We start from the raw sequence: 16,322 nt of genomic DNA on the forward strand, positions 1-16,322 counted from the left end.
TATTTTATATCGATGGTCCGTCCGATTCGATTTTTGGTCTATTAAAAAGAAGGCTAAGTATTCCTACCACTCTCCCCATGACCTCCGTAAACGATTCTTTTTTCTTTGAGGTAGTAAAGATATTGATAAATCTTACAGCACATAAAATTATGGTAATGAGATACCATTTTATTTGATCTTTCAGGTCTGGATCAGGAAATTTGACCCGCCATACGTACCATCCATTGCGGACCACCATTTTGCCGTATGCAAATTGGTTGGGTCGACCAGCATCTTCGTGGTGGTGTTCTAATTGAGCAGCTGTGTTCACGTATAAATCACCTATTTTCGACAGCCGTAAGGTAAAGTCGGCATCCTCATATAATCCATACCCCTCAAAATACTCTGAGAATTTATGCTCACGTAGCACCGCTATAGGGAAAGAAGAAACACCTCCCATAAGTTGATCTACTTTATAAATTTTACCTGATGGCGGTAAAAAACTAACTGACCTGCCATGCCCAAAAGTCGGATACACGGCTGGCGGCGTATTTTGGGTCAAGCCCAGTCGCCTTCTCAGTTTATATCTACTGCTTTCTTTACGCCTGTAACCATCAAAATAAAAATGATCGAAGTCGTCCTGTTTTTCCTGATTTACCCGTTCCCAAGCTACCTCATTAGTAATATAACCACCCACACCAAACGCCTTTGGATATTTGGTGTAGGTATCTAACAATTGTTCAAAATAATGGGTAGACAAAATGGTATCGTCATCTAAAAATGCTACAATATCGATATCATCAGTTACTTTTTCAATACCATAGTTGCGTTGCTTGGTCAAGCCTCTATATTCTGGCGGCACTTGGTGATACTGAAGTTGAGGGATATCGCTTTCGCGAAAGCGCAAGGCAGTCGATTGATTTACAGAACCGTCAATAATCAGTATTTGATTGGGCACCTGAGTTTGAGTCATCACAGAGTCCAAGAGTCTCGATAGGGCTTCAGGCCGCATATAAGTGCAGATGATAAGAGATAGTCTCACGATTCAGCTATGGATTTAAGGATTTGTTTTACATATCTCCAATACTTGTGGCGCACCAAGTAATGCAGGTACAAATGGCGGTTGGACTCTTGAAGTTTTTCAAAAGACGCCGAAGTATGAGATTGATGATATTTGATCAGTTGATCTGCCACATTATCTTCGGGTTGCACGCGACAAATGTGTCGATCCCAGTCAATCTCTTCATCAAGAGGTAAATGTACATCGGTATCAATCAATACAGGAATACGCCCACACGCCAAAGACTCATAAAACCGCACCGAAAAATTTCCGGTTCCTCGAAGGCAAAAAGTGTAAGGCGCAGCATTAAGATTATTAAAAAAGTCCTCTGTAGATTGTTCTCTTTCTTCTAAAGTCGATACACCAGCTCTGTATTTATCGCGATAAATAAATTCGGTTTGAATGCGGTCATCCTGCTCTAAGTCTTTAAGGAAATAAAATCTCTTTTTGGCAGCATTGTATAATGGACTCACATCTTTTAACCGGTGTCCCCATTTGCTGAACAACCATCTTTTTATAAAACTACTGGTAAAAAGAAGTTGCTCGCTCCAACCCGCATTGGCATAGCCTGTAAATGCAATATGTGGTTCAGGTTGATATTTGTGTATTTTAAATACGAAGCCTTCTCGATCAATTGGGTCGTCGATAAATGAAGGCAGTATGATGGTTTGGGTATCATTAGAACTTTTAAAACCAGCATTGCGCCATGTAATGATATGGTCATCATTAAAAGTGAAACCATAATCTCCACCGGTGTAGACCATTATTTTTTTACCTAGACCAATCGATTCTTGGTAAATTGTATCAAAGGCCTCTCTTATTTCTACTTCTTTAGTGGCAGAATAATCAATTGGAAAAATGAAAAAGTCGGCTTTTTGAGCATCATCTTCTATTTCAAAATGTTCTTGGACTGAAGGATGGGGATTTTCATTATAGTGCAAATCAAAAAGTAAAGGATGCACACGCCTCCTGTTGCCTGGCGTAAGTAAATCTCGATAGGTGAAAATCTTGATCATAAACTAGCAGCATAAGATGCACTCAAGTTCCAACGTTTTTTAAAAATGACGAAATGCTTATAAGGGTTGTAAGTCCCTAATTTGCCATATGTTTTAAACAGTTGCATCAATTTATAACCTTTGAGTTGCTTCGCAGCATAATTCTTTTTTCTAAAATACATGATTTGGGGAGATGGTTTGGGCTGAACCAAATCGTCACTCCAAGCAAATGTATGAGGCTTTCTAAATCCGCCAATTGGTGCTTTTAGGTGTTTGAGTTGTATCTGCGGGGCATAGATAATATCGTGACCCGAATTTCTAATTTGCATACCAAAATCAACATCTTCTCCATAACCGTGCTCTAAAGCCATATCAAAATGCTGTTCTTTAATAATTTCGGCACGGAGCATGGAGCAACCTGAGCCGAAGTAAGGCCACTGCTTAAAGGTAAGCTGATGTTCCTGATCGTGTTCTTGCAAGCAAGCCATATTGATCACACTGGCACCAGTGCGCTCTAGCGCATCAAACACCTCCGACATCAAAGTTGATTTGAATCTTATATCGTCGTCAAAAAGTAAAACCCACGGAGCGCTAACATAATTAAAAGCTAGATTTCTAGCATTACAAGCACCGGTTTGATGAATAAAGTGGTGTTCTATCTCAAACCCCCAGTCCTCTTTAAGGTACCCCAGCTCAGATTTGGCGTGACGATCAGCGTTTTGTTCAATGATAATGATTTTTTTTGGCAGGATGTGCTGTGCCTTTAAATCAGATAATACGTCTTTTAAATATGAGGCACGTCCCATGGTAGGGATAACGACCTCATAATCGGTATTGATCTGCCTTCCTGCCTTTTTTACAGACTGTACTGTCAATAAGTTGGCAGTAATAGGCTGGATATTAAAGACTAAAGCTTTCGCGAAAGATAACAGCGGGAAACGCTTTTCGTAAACCAAATGACTCAACAACAAAAAGCCCAACCATTTCTTTTTTAATATGGTTGCCGCAAAGCGGTAAGTCAGCTTGTTATTCACTTGCAATTTTTGAATGGGTCTCAATTTGGAATAACAAAACAAACCTTGCTTATAAAGGGATCTGGACAATAAATTTAGATCGTACTCAAAATTTTTGCCAGTCGGGAAATTCTCGATGGCGTTTAAAACTGATGCATGAATCATTCCCGTATCAGCACTCATAACCCATGTGGAATACCATTGTTCTGGCTGGTAATTGAGGTAAGGAGAATCTTCAAGGTAATCATAACCATCGTAAATAAAATCAGGTGCTTTACCTGTACTTAGCATGGTGTAACAAGTACTTGCCTGAGACAGCAAATCGTCCCAGTTCACATCATCACCTTCTGAATACCACCCCAACCAACGATCTGGATGGCGTCGTGCTAATTCAAAAAGTTGTTGTATTGGCAAGACAGCCTTCAAGCTAATGGTCTTGCCTTCAGCATCCAAAGCTAAAGCCGTATGTGGATTACAAAACTTAAGACAAATCATTATTTGATGAGTGATTTATAAAAATCTATATTCTGGTGTACGATTTTTTGAATGTCAAAATCCTCGTGCGTACGTTTTACCGCTGCGGCTCCTATACGTTGCACTTCCTGTGGATTCTCAAATAGGTCGGTAATTTTATGCACCCATTCATTGATATGGTTAGGATGTCTTAGAAATCCATCTTCACCATCATTGATCAAGTCTTGTGCCCATCCAATGCTGGTATTGACAACGGCTTTGTGCAATGCCATACTTTCTATTGTTACCATACCCAAGGTTTCTGCCAAGGACGGAAACAAACATACATGTGCTTTCTTAATTTTTTCTTGAACTTGGTTATAAGGCACTTTACCGTGATAAGTTGTGTTTTTTAAAGCCTGTTCTGAAAGTTCATGCTGGATCAATGTCCAGGTAGAAGATGCACCTGTTTGAACATCGCCGCTATCGCCACCAATTAAATGCAATTGCGCATTTTCATAAGTTAACACCAGCTTGTTGAACATAGCTACCAGTTGAAACACCCCTTTTTTCCTGATCAAGGTCCCTATGTTGAGTAAACTTAAAGGTTCATATTGCTCTGGATTCAGGTTTACAAATTGTTCTAGCTCCAGTCCATAAGGAATGACCTGAAGTTGATCCTGTGGGAGGTTAAAGAGATCCATTGTAGTGGTTCCTGCAAAATGGGTTGGTGCTATAAACGCGTCTGCAGCTTTCATGGCACGACGCTCAAAATATTGATTTTTCCATTTCTGTGCGCGTTGTTCGATATGGCAAAAATAAGTATCACTACCGTGACAACGAATCACAAGCGGTACATCAAAACGCATAAATGCAGTAATACCCGTCCAGTCTGGCGCCTCAATAAGATCAAAGTCGGCTGCAAAACGGTTGATATATTTTTCAATATATTTTCTGTATCGATAAAAGCCACCGAGTTTAAAATTTTTATGTGCAATCAAATGAAAAGTAATACCATGGTCTTGGAAAACCACACTTTCTTTCTGACTGTACACAAAAACGGTTACTTGTACATTTTGGCTTGTCAAGGCCTTGGCCAAATTGCTAATACTGGTACCCATCCCGCCAGAGTGACCAATACGTTCATGTGGATATTCTGGAGTAAGAAAAGCTATATGCATGATGCCATCTATTGGTACAAATTTACTGATACCAAATTTGTTTGAGCCTCTTTTTCAGTTTAGTGATCCATTGATTGCGACTGGATTTCTTATTGGCATGCGGAAAGGGTTCGTTTATTGATGATGTCTCCAAAAAATCAGTAAGAGCCTCGTAGCCGTCATGCCCGACTCTGAACGACAAGAGTTGACCTTTATCCTTAAAAAAATCAAGCACATTCTCATTATGAGTATCAAATACCTCTCTATATATAGCTGGATGCTCAACAGGATTATGATTGGCGTATAATATATCGTGGAAAGGAAAAGGATGTTTCTTAAAATGCGACTGCGCGCTACGCAACCAGCTTTCCCTATCGCGCAGAGTCAGAATAAATTTGGCATTAGGAAATCTTTCGTATAAATTTTTATAAAGTAAAAACCACGGCGTATCTTGAAAAGCATTGAATTCTTTAAAATGATCTTCGGCGCGATCCATCAGATAGTCCCTTACATCCTGCTCTACATTGACATAGTCATAAGCAGTTTTATGACTCCCACAAACTCTATAACCGAGTCTTTGTAAAGCTTTTCCGAGAGACGTGGTACCTGTTTTGTGTAATCCAATCACAAAAACTTTTTGCTTGGGCGCATCAAAAAACCTTCTCTTAAGACCTTTTAAGAAATAGGAGGAAGGCTTTAAAGCATCTACTTGTGCTCTTTGAATTTCTGGAAAGTATGACATGGGAAATTAATTGATTTTGAGCGAATTCATTCTCAATATTTCACCTATCCCATCCCAGATCCTTTCACTGGCGTGATCTGGCCTTTCAGGATGATTGATAACACCGTACCATTGATGGCAAACAGGCACTGGATTCTCCTTATGCTTTATTAGATCTTTTATTCCCTGATAGATATCTTCTTTTTCATAAGCCCAAACCACAGCATCTTTAGGCATGGTTCTAAAATGCACATATTTATAATTCTGCCCAATATCCCGTATACCTTTCTTTAATTGTGGTTGCTCATAGTTGGGGTATATCGTCGGCTTATTGTGTATCACAAAATCAAACACCATGCTGCTACAGATATTGACCACTAATGCAGAATGATGACAGGTATTGACCAATAAAGCAAAGTCCTCTTTGGTGGGCATGATCTGGTTCCACTGCTCACCCATGGGTTTCCATAAAGGTTTAATGGGTGTGATCAGATCGGCATATGCTTCCAACACCTGATCGTACCTACCGCTATGATCTACCGGCACCTGACGGAATATAATTCCCAGATTCATCCCCTCTTGATTAAGTCGGCGCACTGCTGCTGCTGTATCCTCCAGATAATACTGGTCGAGAGGCGATGTGGTCATGTCATCGCCTGAAAAGCAGACGTAGGTTCTCTTAGGGTCTAGTCCATATTGGGAGCAAAAATCGGCACGCGATACGATCAGACTTTCGTCATAATGGGGTTCAAATTGTGGCGTCCCTGTGACAAAAATTTGATCTTCTTTTACTTTAGGATAGTATTGCAGCAGTTGCTCTTTCATCAAATCGGACCAAACAAAATAGTAGTCGGTCTCGATGGTGGTCATACCTTTAGGTAAATTATCCCAACTATAAATCCAACAAGCTGTAGGGATCCCCAAGTCTCGTGCCGCCAGAATGGGTGCGATTCCTTGTGTAGCGCGCTGAGTAGTACAAAAAACTAGATCCGGACGATGTTTCTCCAACTGTGCTTTTAGTAACTTATATCGATCAGTACTGCGTTCTGCCGCATTCATTTGATCCATCAGTTGTTGCCAACCTTTAGGATGACTGCTGAACCTTTCATGAAATTTCACAAAAGCAGATTTAGCTATGTTTTTAAGGTTATTCCAGCGCAAAGGGAATCGGTAGGTAGGATATACATCGTCTTGGAACCGCTTTCGCGAAAGCGCTAACTCCACCCGTTTCCTTGCGTGATTGATGACTGGAGTTTTGGGATGGATTTTGGTGGTGGGAATCATGAGTTGCGAATACCCAAACTCCTTTTCCAAATCAAAAACACTGTTGTTCCAATAAGTGATATCAAAACCCTGCGACTCCCCTACCTTTTTAAAATCGGTAAATGCAAAGTTGCGTAAACCAACACCATCTGGAAAAAGTATAAATATTTTGGGCGTTTTGTTCTGATGTTTAGGCATTACCAAATTTTACGGGTTGCGAAGATATTTTATTCAGATCATTTGAAGAAGATAATGAATGATTTCTATTTTTCTAGACTACCTACTTATGTTATGCTGAGTACTTCGGCAAACTCTGTACAGGCGCTGTCGAAGCTGGCTACAAATCTCACAAGCCTGTTCCGCTGTTACTCGCCTTCGACGGGCTCAGGCTGACAATGGAGTTCAGACTGACAATGGAGCTCTGGATGACAAAAGCTGTCATGTTGAGCTCGTCGAAGCAGGGTTTGAAACCTCACAAGCCTGTTCCTCAGATACTCGCCTTCGACGGGCTCAGGCTGACAATGGAGTTCAGGCTGACAAAAGCTGTCATGCTGAGCTCGTCGAAGCAGGGTTTGAAACCTCACAAGCCTGTTCCTCTGTTACTCGCCTTCGACGGGCTCTGGCTGACAAAGGGAGCTCAGGCTGACAAGAGTTGTCATGCTGAGCCTGTCGAAGCAGGGTTTGAAATCTCACAAGCCTGTTCCTCTGTTACTCGCCTTCGACGGGCTCAGGCTGAAAATGGAGCTTAGGCTGACCAAAGGGTGTCATGCTGAGCTCGTCGAAGCAGGGTTCAGATCCCACAAGCCTGTTCCTCTGTTACTCGCCTTCGACGGGCTCAGGCTGACAATGGAGCTCTGGATGACAAAAGCTGTCATGCTGAGCTCGTCGAAGTTGGGTTGGTATCCTCTAGTTACCAGCTTTAAGTATCTTGATCCTTTTTATTTATTCTGTTCCCGTACTTTGTATAATTCCTTGAATACAAGGACAGCTTTTCCCAATCTCCGTCAATTAAAGCTTGCTTTTTACGTCTAGACCAGCCTTTTATTCTTTTTTCCCAGATAATAGCTTGATCAGGATCATCCAGAAATTCTTTGTACCATACGAGTTCCACGGGTAGTCGTGAGGATGTAAAACCTTTATTCTTACCTGTATTATGTATGGCTACCCTAGCATCCAAGTTTGAAGTGATTCCAGTGTAAAAACTACCATCGCTGCATTTTAGAATGTATACACAATAAGCCTTCATTTTACAAAAGAATTTTGATGAAAGTTAGTGAAGTTTGAGTACAACAGATTTGTCTAGTAGCATTTCACCTTTTATTGATCTCTTTAAACGGAACTTGTCGAAGTTGGGTTGAAATCATACAAGCCTGTTCCTCTGATACTCGCCTTCGACGGGCTCAGGCTGACAATGGATTTCAGGCTGACAAGAGTTGTCATGCTGAGCCTGTCGAAGCAGGGTTTGAAATCTCACAAGCCTGTTCCTCTGTTACTCGCCTTCGACGGGCTCAGGCTGACAAAGGGAGCTCTGGCTGACAAAGGGTGTCATGCTGAGCTCGTCGAAGCAGGGTTGAAACCTCACAAGCCTGTTCCTTCGTTACTCGCCTTCGACGGGCTCAGGCTGACAATGGAGCTCAGGCTGACAATAGGTGTCATGCTGAGCTCGTCGAAGCAGGGTTTGAAATCTTACAAGCTGGTTCCGCTGATACTCGCCTTCGACGGGCTCAGGCTGACAATGGAGCTTAGGCTGACCAAAGGAGCTCTGGCTGACAAAGGGTGTCATGCTGACAAAGGAGTTCAGGCTGACAATGGGTGTAATTCTACATTTTGAATTGTACTACCGGTCGGTTGAATTTAAGCCTTTCTGTATTTCAACTTATCGCGTTGTACTTGCTCGATTGGAAGAATATCTTGGGATTTAAAAGTCAGGGCTTTATGCACTGCACGCAAGTCTCGGGAGAGTTTACGCAAACCATTGGGTTCTAGTGAAGCACTATGATCCGTCCCTTTCCAAGTGCGATCAAGGGTATAATGACGCTCGATGATAGGAGCTCCCAAGGTGTATGCGGCTACATCAGCCGCGATCCCCAGGTGATGTCCAGAAAAGCCGATGTGTTTCACCCTGTCCTTGTATTTTTCATTCAAGGTGGTGATGTCCAACAGGCATATATCTTCAAACGGCACTGGATAGCCGCTGGTACAGTTATATACTACTAAATCCTTACCGCGCCCATGCTTCTCAAAAAATTGCACCAATTCCTCGATCTCTTCTTTGGTGGTCATACCCGTGGAACAGTGAATTTCGCCCTGATAATGCTCACAAAGCCAACCCAGCATCTCATAGTGGTTGTTACAGGCACTAGGGATCTTGATAAACTCTGGTTCCAAAGAAGCAATTTCCTGGGCGCTAGTCGTATCCCAAACACTGGTAGAATAAGTGATATCCATCTCCTCGCAGTATTCTTTTAACTCTCGATGTTGTTCAACATCAAACTCCAGGAATTCGCGATGGGCACCATAAGTATCCCCGTAGCTATTGACCGGATTAGGGTGTGGTGCATTGTACTGCTCCTCAGTCAATAATTCTTTATTATTTCTTTTCTGAAATTTAACCGCATCAGCCTTGCAAAAAATGGCAGCTACTTTGATTAATTCCTTGGCGATTTCCATATCGCCCTTGTGGTTACATCCTATTTCGGCGATCACATAGGGGGCGTGATAAGTCTTCATAAACATCTTCTAAAGCTGTGCAAGTTACGTAAAACTGATTAATACTATTACTCCTTGCCGATCAGAAAAGCTTTTTATCTGACCCTAGGTGTATAGCCTTATTTTCTATCTGATAGAAACGTTGATGACACTAATATTGCTAAATTCAATACTTTACCGCGCCCCACAACCTCAAATTCTACTCACGGAATCGTTGGTTATACCTTTCTATGAATCCGCAGGCCTCGCGTATGGCACCTGCAGCACTTTCATGTTGTAGAATTACATCAGCGTGATTCTTGACTGCGGCTGTGGCGTTGGCTGGTGTAAAAGACCAACCGACGGCACAGATATTGGCCAAATCATTCACATCGTCTCCGATATACGCCATGGAAGAGAAACTCAACTGGCGATCATGAGCGATACGAGACAATAAGCTGAACTTATCTTTGACCCCCATAAACACATCGTCGATCTTTAATTTTTTCATGCGACTGGCAACGATGGGTGAATCCTCTGAGGTCATGACCATCACCTTAATGTTTTGCTGACGCAGGATTTCCAACCCCATTCCATCCCGCATATCAAATTTCTTCATGAGTTCGCCATCCGCACCAAAATAAACACAGCCATCCGTGAATACACCATCCACGTCCAAGATCAGATGAGAAATAGGAGCATTGCCTTTTTTCCACTTTAAGCGCTCGGCCAGTAGTTGTTCTACAATACTCCAATCGGTCAGGCTATCGATTTCGGTGAGGCTGTCTTCAGGCATATGTACCAAACCAATATCTCCAGACACGCGATTTTTAGACTCAAACCATTTCTCTTTCAAAGTCAAGTAAACCGCTCCGTTTTCTAAAAGTAATCCTTCAAAGTCTTGGCGTCTTGGGCGTTTATACAAGTCGTAATTTTGTGGGGTACCATCGGCATTCCAAGTAAATCTATGGGTTTTTACCACTGTCATGGCACTGTCCTTACCTTCCTGCAGTTGTTGTAGACATAGATTGATGTCCTTGGAAGTAGTAAAAGGAGAAGTAGCTTGTAACAAACAAAAGACTTCAAAATCTGGATCCTCATCTCTAATGAAGTCGGCCATTGCCGATTCTGTACTGGCCGTATCGGTAGCGTTAGATGCCAATCTTTTTACGGCGTGTACTTTTGTGGTCCAGTGGTATTCTTTTTTCACGAAGGCCAAAATGTCTTCATCGTCAGTGTATATATAGACATCTTCCAATGTTGAGGCAATAGCAGCGCTTAGCGCCCAGCAAAACAAGGGTCTACCCAGTAATTTCTTTTTATTCTTTCCCGGTATTCCTTTGGAGCCAGCTCTTAATGGTATAAAGCCTATGGATTTCATCTGAAGATGTTTAAAATATATATCTCAAAAATAACTTTAATGTATCAAAAGTTATCGATTCAACAAATATATATCCTGAGCTAACTTTAAGCTGAACTTATTTGCCCCTTCAGCATTAAGGTGCATATTGTTATAGAATAAGGACTGGTCCGAACTTACACCTGACCTGCTGTAATCGAGTAGCGCTAGTTCATATTGAGAGGCAAAACTCTCAATAATATCCATGTGCTCTAGTTTATTCACTACCATTTTTTATCCCTCTATAAAATACGGGGCCACCACTAAAATAACCTCGATATTTTCTGACTGCATTTCATAAAGAAACTCATTTAGCATTGACTTGACTTGGTCGTTGACCTGAATTCTAAAGGGTTCAATTTTTCTTTAGGTCCAATCTTTTTCCATCTCTTTAAATCCACGGTTTCTATTAAGTGGCCTGATAGTATCTTCTTTCTGCAATAGCATTCGATACGGATTTCCTTGACCTGTGTAGCGGTAAAATGGCACCCAAAGGTCCATGGGATCAACAGACTCAACTTTAGACAAGTGTTTGATGGCCTTGGGATTTCATAACATATTTGGTAAAAACTGGTTAGGATTGTACAAATCTTCTCTTAGAGCTAAACTATGCCAGTCTACCATTAGTATGATTGATCTTGGTTTTGAATTGTGTTCAAAATATTCCTTATGCCTAAAATATTGCCTATTGAAAGGGTAACCCTCGATACCAAGATTGTAGCAATGCGTTCTGAGTACAGCGTCTATAATTGTTGGTTTCACATGGACCCAAGCTCTAGAGGAACCATATATCGCCAAGTCGGCCTTGATTTTGGGTGTATAGATACCATCCCAAACCCCCATTTAGCCATTCTTATCTAATTTTTTAAATATGGGTATGGTTGAATAACAAATATCTAGTGACAATGAGACGAAAATTCCCACCAAAATTAAATTTGAGATAAGATACCCAAATTTTTTCATTGGTTTGTTCAATGATTAATGCAAGTAACAAACCTAAAAACTTTTTAGGCGCTAAACATAGAGAAGATAAATTGTTTGAGAATTAAATGGGTTAACTAAAAATAAGGTTGTGTGTTGAAAACAATATATTCCGAAATAGAATAATTAAAATACTACAGCATTTTATTCTTAAGGCTCGGGCATCACTGTTTATGGTTGAGGATATGCTATCTGAACTTCCAACCAAGATATACCTATTGGTATATGATCTAAACTATAGACACACATTATTAACGGTCTATCTGCTCCGCAATTTCTGAAGTAAAAATCTGAGCTCCTTTCGAAAACATATGCGCCTCATCTCTAAACAAGTCACTGCTGCGGTATTCAGTATTTAAAGTATCATAAAAAATGATGGAGGCTCTTTTAGACTTTAAATTTTTAAACCTGTTTACAAAATCAGTATTGTAGGCCTTATATATAGGCGTAAACACGTAATATAATTGGATATTGTTTTCTTTACATATACGCTCTATAGAATGTAATGATGCTAATTTTTCTTCATCTTCCTTATTGATATCATAAGCAGAGGTGGATGCAATGTATTTTAAATCGTCATTCGGCTTGGGCGGCAATAATTTTGAACCATGAGAAGTCATCAAATTAATAGGATAAACCCGATTTGGCTTTAGATTGAAATCTGCTCTATCTATTTTTAAAGCAAACAAATATGGTGATAACACATTTTTTTTATCTGATGCTATCAATTTTTGATTGATGTAAGAATAATTTTTTAAGGGAAAAAGCCGGTCGTACCGGAAATGTAGAGAATGGTTGCTTAAAAATTGATTCTCATAATCAATTACCAGCAAGAGCTTTTCAGGCTTCTTGTTATATTTTAATAAGGTTTTTAAAATGAACTCATGAAAAATCACATTAGACCCGCGGTAGGAAAGATTATAAGTGCTTAAACCGGTTTGTTTTTCCAACTGTTCGGCAGCAATATTGTTTGCACCTCTTGACGAACCCAATATGATGATGTCTTTGTTCATCTCTCCATTTAAGATAAGCTCTAACCTTTTATCATATTCTTTTTTTGGAGCATGTTCGATAAAAAAATACAAGCCCTTATCCACAACAAACAGCAGTAGACCAAAAACCAAACAAGCTTGTAAAAATTTCTTCATCAAAACTGAAAGTAAATAAATTCTTGAGGCGCCTCATTACTGTAAATAAGTATGAGTAATGCTAATGATAAATAAAAGGCCCACCTTACGGCTTTTGGCTTTTTAATCAAAAATGACTCTAACGCAAATCTTTGCCTTCTTCCCGCCCATTCAACTATTAAAAATAATGCGACCATCAACAATAGGTCCGAAGGCCTAACCCCAGGCATTTTAATCAAATCCATAGTAAATATACCCTGAATGTAAGAGAATGCGTGTTTGAGATTCTCGGCTCTAAAAAATATCCAAGCAAAAACCGTCAAGGAAAAGGTAACCAACATATTTATTGCTTCCCTAAAATTGGGTAAAATTTTCTGATCTGCAACCACATCAATATGACGTCTGTTCCGGCCAGCCAACAATAGCGGAAGGAAGTAAATAGCATTTAAAAAGCCCCAGAAAATAAAGGTCCAATTAGCACCATGCCAAAAACCACTAACCACAAAAATGATAAAAGTATTACGGACCTGCATCCAGCGGCCTCCTCTACTTCCTCCTAAAGGAATATACAAATAGTCTCTGAACCATGTAGATAGGGAAATATGCCACCTGCGCCAAAACTCTGCAATATCTCTAGAAAAATAAGGAGTGGCAAAGTTTTGTTGCAAATCAAAACCAAATAATCTTGAAGTACCTATAGCGATATCAGAATATCCAGAAAAATCTCCATAGATCTGAAAGGTAAAAAAAAGCGCACCCATGACTAAAGTACTTCCAGAATAATCTGAAGAATTATTAAAAATTGAATTGGCATAAATTGCACATTGATCTGCAATCACAACTTTCTTAACCAGTCCCCACAAAATTTGCCGACACCCATTAACCGCCAAATGATATTCAAACCTGCGTTCCGCAAAAAATTGAGGCACCAAGTGCGAAGCGCGTTCTATGGGTCCAGCCACCAATTGAGGAAAAAAGCTCACAAAGGCGAAGAACGAAATAAGGTTCTTGGTTGGCTCTAACTTTCCTCTATAAACATCGATGGTGTAGCTTAAGGTTTGGAAGGTATAAAAACTGATTCCTACAGGTAAAATGATATCCAGCGAATTGGAGGCTATCGGATTTCCAAAAAAAGAAAAAGCACTGGCAAAATTGTCAATAAAAAAATTGAAGTACTTAAAGAAACCTAAGAGGCCTAGATTGAGTATAAGGCTTATGGCCAACAGTAACTTTCTTTGAGATTGAGCTCTCTTCTGCCCCAACAGAAAGCCTATAGAATAGTCACAGGCTGAACTGAATATAATCAACCCCAAGAATCGCCAGTCCCACCAGCCATAAAAAATATAACTTGCAACAACTATTAATAGATTTTGACCTCTTAGATTTTTAGCAAATACAAACCAGTACAGTAGAAAAACTACAGGCAAAAAAATGGCAAAGTCAAGCGAGTTAAACAGCATGCTAGTAGGTCAGATTTTGAAGTGCGTTACGCTTTTGAATTGTGCTAGGATCTACTGGATCTCTTCGTTGCAAATAATTCGGTAATTGGATCAATAATGTTAAAATAGCCTTGCAGTACTTTGAAAAGTAGGTCGGATTTTTAAAGGCGTATTTCTTTCCGTTATGCCATATGGTTTTTAATATCTTACGCGTTGGCTTTGGGTAATAAATGAGATAGAATCCCAAGGTATTGACCAGTTGCTTCTCAAACCTAAAATAATTGGCTCCAGAAGCTCTCCTACCTTGACTATCTTTTCTGTGATTGACCTTTATATCATATGAGTAAACAATATCATAGTTTTTGTCTAAAACTTGTATAGCCACTGCACTTTCTTCTCCATAAATGTCCATCCATGTAGGGAAACCAACAATTTGCTCATAAACCGATCTCCGCATGGCAAAACCACAGCCGACGAATTCATTGGTCTTAAACTCTACACCCTTTTTAGCTTGAGATAAGGCTTTGGAATCATTTTCGAATATGCCGGTAATTTCTTGAAAGGCAATGATCCCGATGTGCTCGCTTTCGCGAAAGCGTGTATTTACTTGATCTAAAAAATTAGTTTCTAAGGGGTGAGCATCATCATCCAAACCGATTAAAATATCTTTTGTAGCCAAAGGATAGAGTTGATGACGTGCGGGTGATGCCCCCAATTGTTTGTCTGATGAATGCCACTGGACCCAAGTGTACTTAGAAATTAAAGCCTTGGTCGCATTACAGCCGTCTATAAAAACCATAACCTCATCAGTATCGAGATTCATTATATCATGCAAACGTTTAAGAGTGACCTCCAAATCATTGGGCCGATTTCTAGTGACGATGAGAAAAGAAAAGGTCATGATGAGTTTGACAGGGTTTGATATAAGGATTGAATGACAGGGCGCAAAGTAGTACGTTCGTATTGAAGCGCCATAAAAGCAACATTTTTTTCCATAGCACGCTGCAATACATCGTGATTTTCAATGACGCTTTCCATGGCGCGGCGGATTTCGTTAACATCCATGGGGTTTTCTATGATCAACCCATTCACCCCATTTTCAATCACCTCTTGTGTAGCGCCACCAGGGTTGCTCTGTATGGGAAACGCGCCCATCCCCATGGCCTCGAGAAGTGAATTAGGCATACCGTCGCTGGTACTGACTGCAACATGGAGTAATGAGGTACCCATGATCTTCAATAAGGCTTTATTTTCTAAAAAATCACCGCGCCTGATGATTTGAATAGGCATGGATTGAAGTGTCTTGGAATGATTGCAATAATCAATAACATTTTGATCTGCACTGTATATAACATATTCAAACTTGCCATTTTGCAGCATATCACTTGCCTCAATTGCCTTAACGACATGGAGTGCTTGGCCTACACCATCATCATATCCTTTAACGATGATATGTTTGCGTTTGGACAGAGGTTGAATAAATTCACTGGGGTAATCTATACCTCCATTACCAGGCAATACGCCCAAAAATTTACCTGGGTATCCCAATTGCCTCGCAATTTGATAATCTCGTTGGCAATCTGTAATCAAATAAGCGACGCTATAAAGAAACGCCTTAACTTGAGCTCGACTTAATCCTAAATTTTGATAATCAAATAAATCACTTCCCCAAGAAGAATAAATAATAGGTATTTGAGTGTTATCCCATAATTTCTGAAAAGGAACACCTGTCAGCTTCATTTCAAAGCAATGAATACAATCTGGCTGAATCTGTTCGATGATCTTCTGAAGTTGCCCTATCACAGGGCGCTCATTAAACTTTTGAATTATATTATAGACCGCTGGCAAAGCACTCTTTAGTCTGGTCCTACCTGGAAAATCTGATTTCAGCCGCCATCCAGATATTTGATGTACCCAAGGGATTTTAGGACTCACTCCAGCATCTGTTATATCCATCCAAAAGACCTCATGGCCACTTGTCTCCAATTGATTGATCCATTGAAAGAAATGATGATTGGGTATGGAAAGAGCTAAGATTTTCAAA

General features: G+C 40.2%; 15 protein-coding genes. 1 reads left to right on the plus strand and 14 read right to left on the minus strand.

Features of this window, described 5'->3' with window-relative positions:
- Positions 1 to 4: 4 nt before the first annotated feature.
- From EGM47_RS11200 to EGM47_RS11230, 7 genes are all read right to left on the minus strand, one after another.
- On the minus strand, positions 5 to 1,021 hold the full coding sequence (locus EGM47_RS11200) for a glycosyltransferase family 2 protein (protein WP_124980911.1): 1,017 nt from the start codon (positions 1,019 to 1,021) through the stop codon (positions 5 to 7).
- Complete coding sequence (locus EGM47_RS11205) at positions 1,018 to 2,055, minus strand: exostosin domain-containing protein (protein WP_124980912.1); 1,038 nt, start codon at positions 2,053 to 2,055, stop codon at positions 1,018 to 1,020. Before EGM47_RS11205 ends, EGM47_RS11200 begins: the two co-directional genes overlap by 4 nt.
- On the minus strand, positions 2,052 to 3,542 hold the full coding sequence (locus EGM47_RS11210) for a glycosyltransferase family 2 protein (protein WP_124980913.1): 1,491 nt from the start codon (positions 3,540 to 3,542) through the stop codon (positions 2,052 to 2,054). The genes EGM47_RS11205 and EGM47_RS11210 overlap by 4 nt, the downstream gene beginning before the upstream one ends.
- Positions 3,542 to 4,681, minus strand: coding sequence for a glycosyltransferase family 4 protein (locus EGM47_RS11215; protein ID WP_124980914.1), 1,140 nt, complete (start codon positions 4,679 to 4,681; stop codon positions 3,542 to 3,544). Before EGM47_RS11215 ends, EGM47_RS11210 begins: the two co-directional genes overlap by 1 nt.
- A 22-nt stretch (positions 4,682 to 4,703) precedes the next feature.
- Complete coding sequence (locus EGM47_RS11220; protein ID WP_124980915.1) at positions 4,704 to 5,402, minus strand: sulfotransferase family protein; 699 nt, start codon at positions 5,400 to 5,402, stop codon at positions 4,704 to 4,706.
- 6 nt (positions 5,403 to 5,408) lie between these two features.
- Positions 5,409 to 6,842 carry a glycosyltransferase family protein gene (locus EGM47_RS11225; RefSeq protein ID WP_124980916.1) on the minus strand — a complete coding sequence of 478 codons (1,434 nt, stop codon included), beginning with the start codon at positions 6,840 to 6,842 and terminating at the stop codon, positions 5,409 to 5,411.
- Between the two features lie 721 nt (positions 6,843 to 7,563).
- Positions 7,564 to 7,890 (minus strand): GIY-YIG nuclease family protein, encoded by a 327-nt coding sequence (locus tag EGM47_RS11230; RefSeq protein WP_124980917.1) that lies wholly within the window; start codon positions 7,888 to 7,890, stop codon positions 7,564 to 7,566.
- 108 nt (positions 7,891 to 7,998) lie between these two features.
- Between EGM47_RS11230 and EGM47_RS11235 the strand changes: the two genes are divergently transcribed.
- A complete protein-coding gene (locus tag EGM47_RS11235) occupies positions 7,999 to 8,475 on the plus strand; it encodes a hypothetical protein (protein ID WP_124980918.1) in 477 nt (158 codons plus the stop codon).
- A gap of 23 nt (positions 8,476 to 8,498) precedes the next feature.
- Here EGM47_RS11235 and EGM47_RS11240 read toward each other — a convergent pair whose 3' ends face one another.
- From EGM47_RS11240 to EGM47_RS11265, 7 genes are all read right to left on the minus strand, one after another.
- Entirely contained in the window at positions 8,499 to 9,374 is an 876-nt protein-coding gene (locus tag EGM47_RS11240) for an N-acetylneuraminate synthase family protein (protein WP_124980919.1), read from the minus strand.
- A 178-nt stretch (positions 9,375 to 9,552) separates the two neighbouring features.
- On the minus strand, positions 9,553 to 10,713 hold the full coding sequence (locus EGM47_RS11245; protein ID WP_124980920.1) for an acylneuraminate cytidylyltransferase: 1,161 nt from the start codon (positions 10,711 to 10,713) through the stop codon (positions 9,553 to 9,555).
- Positions 10,714 to 10,764: 51 nt separating this feature from the next.
- Positions 10,765 to 10,938 carry a hypothetical protein gene (locus EGM47_RS16335; RefSeq protein WP_164510865.1) on the minus strand — a complete coding sequence of 58 codons (174 nt, stop codon included), beginning with the start codon at positions 10,936 to 10,938 and terminating at the stop codon, positions 10,765 to 10,767.
- Between the two features lie 1,025 nt (positions 10,939 to 11,963).
- Positions 11,964 to 12,860 carry a hypothetical protein gene (locus tag EGM47_RS11250; protein ID WP_124980921.1) on the minus strand — a complete coding sequence of 299 codons (897 nt, stop codon included), beginning with the start codon at positions 12,858 to 12,860 and terminating at the stop codon, positions 11,964 to 11,966.
- Positions 12,860 to 14,299, minus strand: coding sequence for an MBOAT family O-acyltransferase (locus tag EGM47_RS11255; RefSeq protein WP_124980922.1), 1,440 nt, complete (start codon positions 14,297 to 14,299; stop codon positions 12,860 to 12,862). Before EGM47_RS11255 ends, EGM47_RS11250 begins: the two co-directional genes overlap by 1 nt.
- A gap of 1 nt (position 14,300) precedes the next feature.
- Complete coding sequence (locus tag EGM47_RS11260; protein WP_124980923.1) at positions 14,301 to 15,179, minus strand: glycosyltransferase family 2 protein; 879 nt, start codon at positions 15,177 to 15,179, stop codon at positions 14,301 to 14,303.
- Positions 15,176 to 16,321, minus strand: a complete 1,146-nt coding sequence (locus tag EGM47_RS11265; protein ID WP_124980924.1) for a glycosyltransferase — start codon at positions 16,319 to 16,321, stop codon at positions 15,176 to 15,178. The genes EGM47_RS11260 and EGM47_RS11265 overlap by 4 nt, the downstream gene beginning before the upstream one ends.
- Position 16,322 lies beyond the last annotated feature (1 nt).

Origin of the sequence: Nonlabens xiamenensis (assembly GCF_003865345.1) — a bacterium.
Classification (GTDB): Bacteria; Bacteroidota; Bacteroidia; order Flavobacteriales; family Flavobacteriaceae; genus Nonlabens; species Nonlabens xiamenensis.

What these genes read in the sequence shown, in the direction of transcription:
- EGM47_RS11205 (WP_124980912.1), bottom strand. Translation starts at nt 2,055, where the DNA reads ATGATCAAGATTTTCACCTATCGAGATTTACTTACGCCAGGCAACAGG.
- EGM47_RS11210 (WP_124980913.1), bottom strand. Translation starts at nt 3,542, where the DNA reads ATGATTTGTCTTAAGTTTTGTAATCCACATACGGCTTTAGCTTTGGAT.
- EGM47_RS11215 (WP_124980914.1), bottom strand. Translation starts at nt 4,681, where the DNA reads ATGCATATAGCTTTTCTTACTCCAGAATATCCACATGAACGTATTGGT.
- EGM47_RS11220 (WP_124980915.1), bottom strand. Translation starts at nt 5,402, where the DNA reads ATGTCATACTTTCCAGAAATTCAAAGAGCACAAGTAGATGCTTTAAAG.
- EGM47_RS11225 (WP_124980916.1), bottom strand. Translation starts at nt 6,842, where the DNA reads ATGCCTAAACATCAGAACAAAACGCCCAAAATATTTATACTTTTTCCA.
- EGM47_RS11230 (WP_124980917.1), bottom strand. Translation starts at nt 7,890, where the DNA reads ATGAAGGCTTATTGTGTATACATTCTAAAATGCAGCGATGGTAGTTTT.
- EGM47_RS11240 (WP_124980919.1), bottom strand. Translation starts at nt 9,374, where the DNA reads ATGAAGACTTATCACGCCCCCTATGTGATCGCCGAAATAGGATGTAAC.
- EGM47_RS11245 (WP_124980920.1), bottom strand. Translation starts at nt 10,713, where the DNA reads ATGAAATCCATAGGCTTTATACCATTAAGAGCTGGCTCCAAAGGAATA.
- EGM47_RS16335 (WP_164510865.1), bottom strand. Translation starts at nt 10,938, where the DNA reads ATGGATATTATTGAGAGTTTTGCCTCTCAATATGAACTAGCGCTACTC.
- EGM47_RS11250 (WP_124980921.1), bottom strand. Translation starts at nt 12,860, where the DNA reads ATGAAGAAATTTTTACAAGCTTGTTTGGTTTTTGGTCTACTGCTGTTT.
- EGM47_RS11255 (WP_124980922.1), bottom strand. Translation starts at nt 14,299, where the DNA reads ATGCTGTTTAACTCGCTTGACTTTGCCATTTTTTTGCCTGTAGTTTTT.
- EGM47_RS11260 (WP_124980923.1), bottom strand. Translation starts at nt 15,179, where the DNA reads ATGACCTTTTCTTTTCTCATCGTCACTAGAAATCGGCCCAATGATTTG.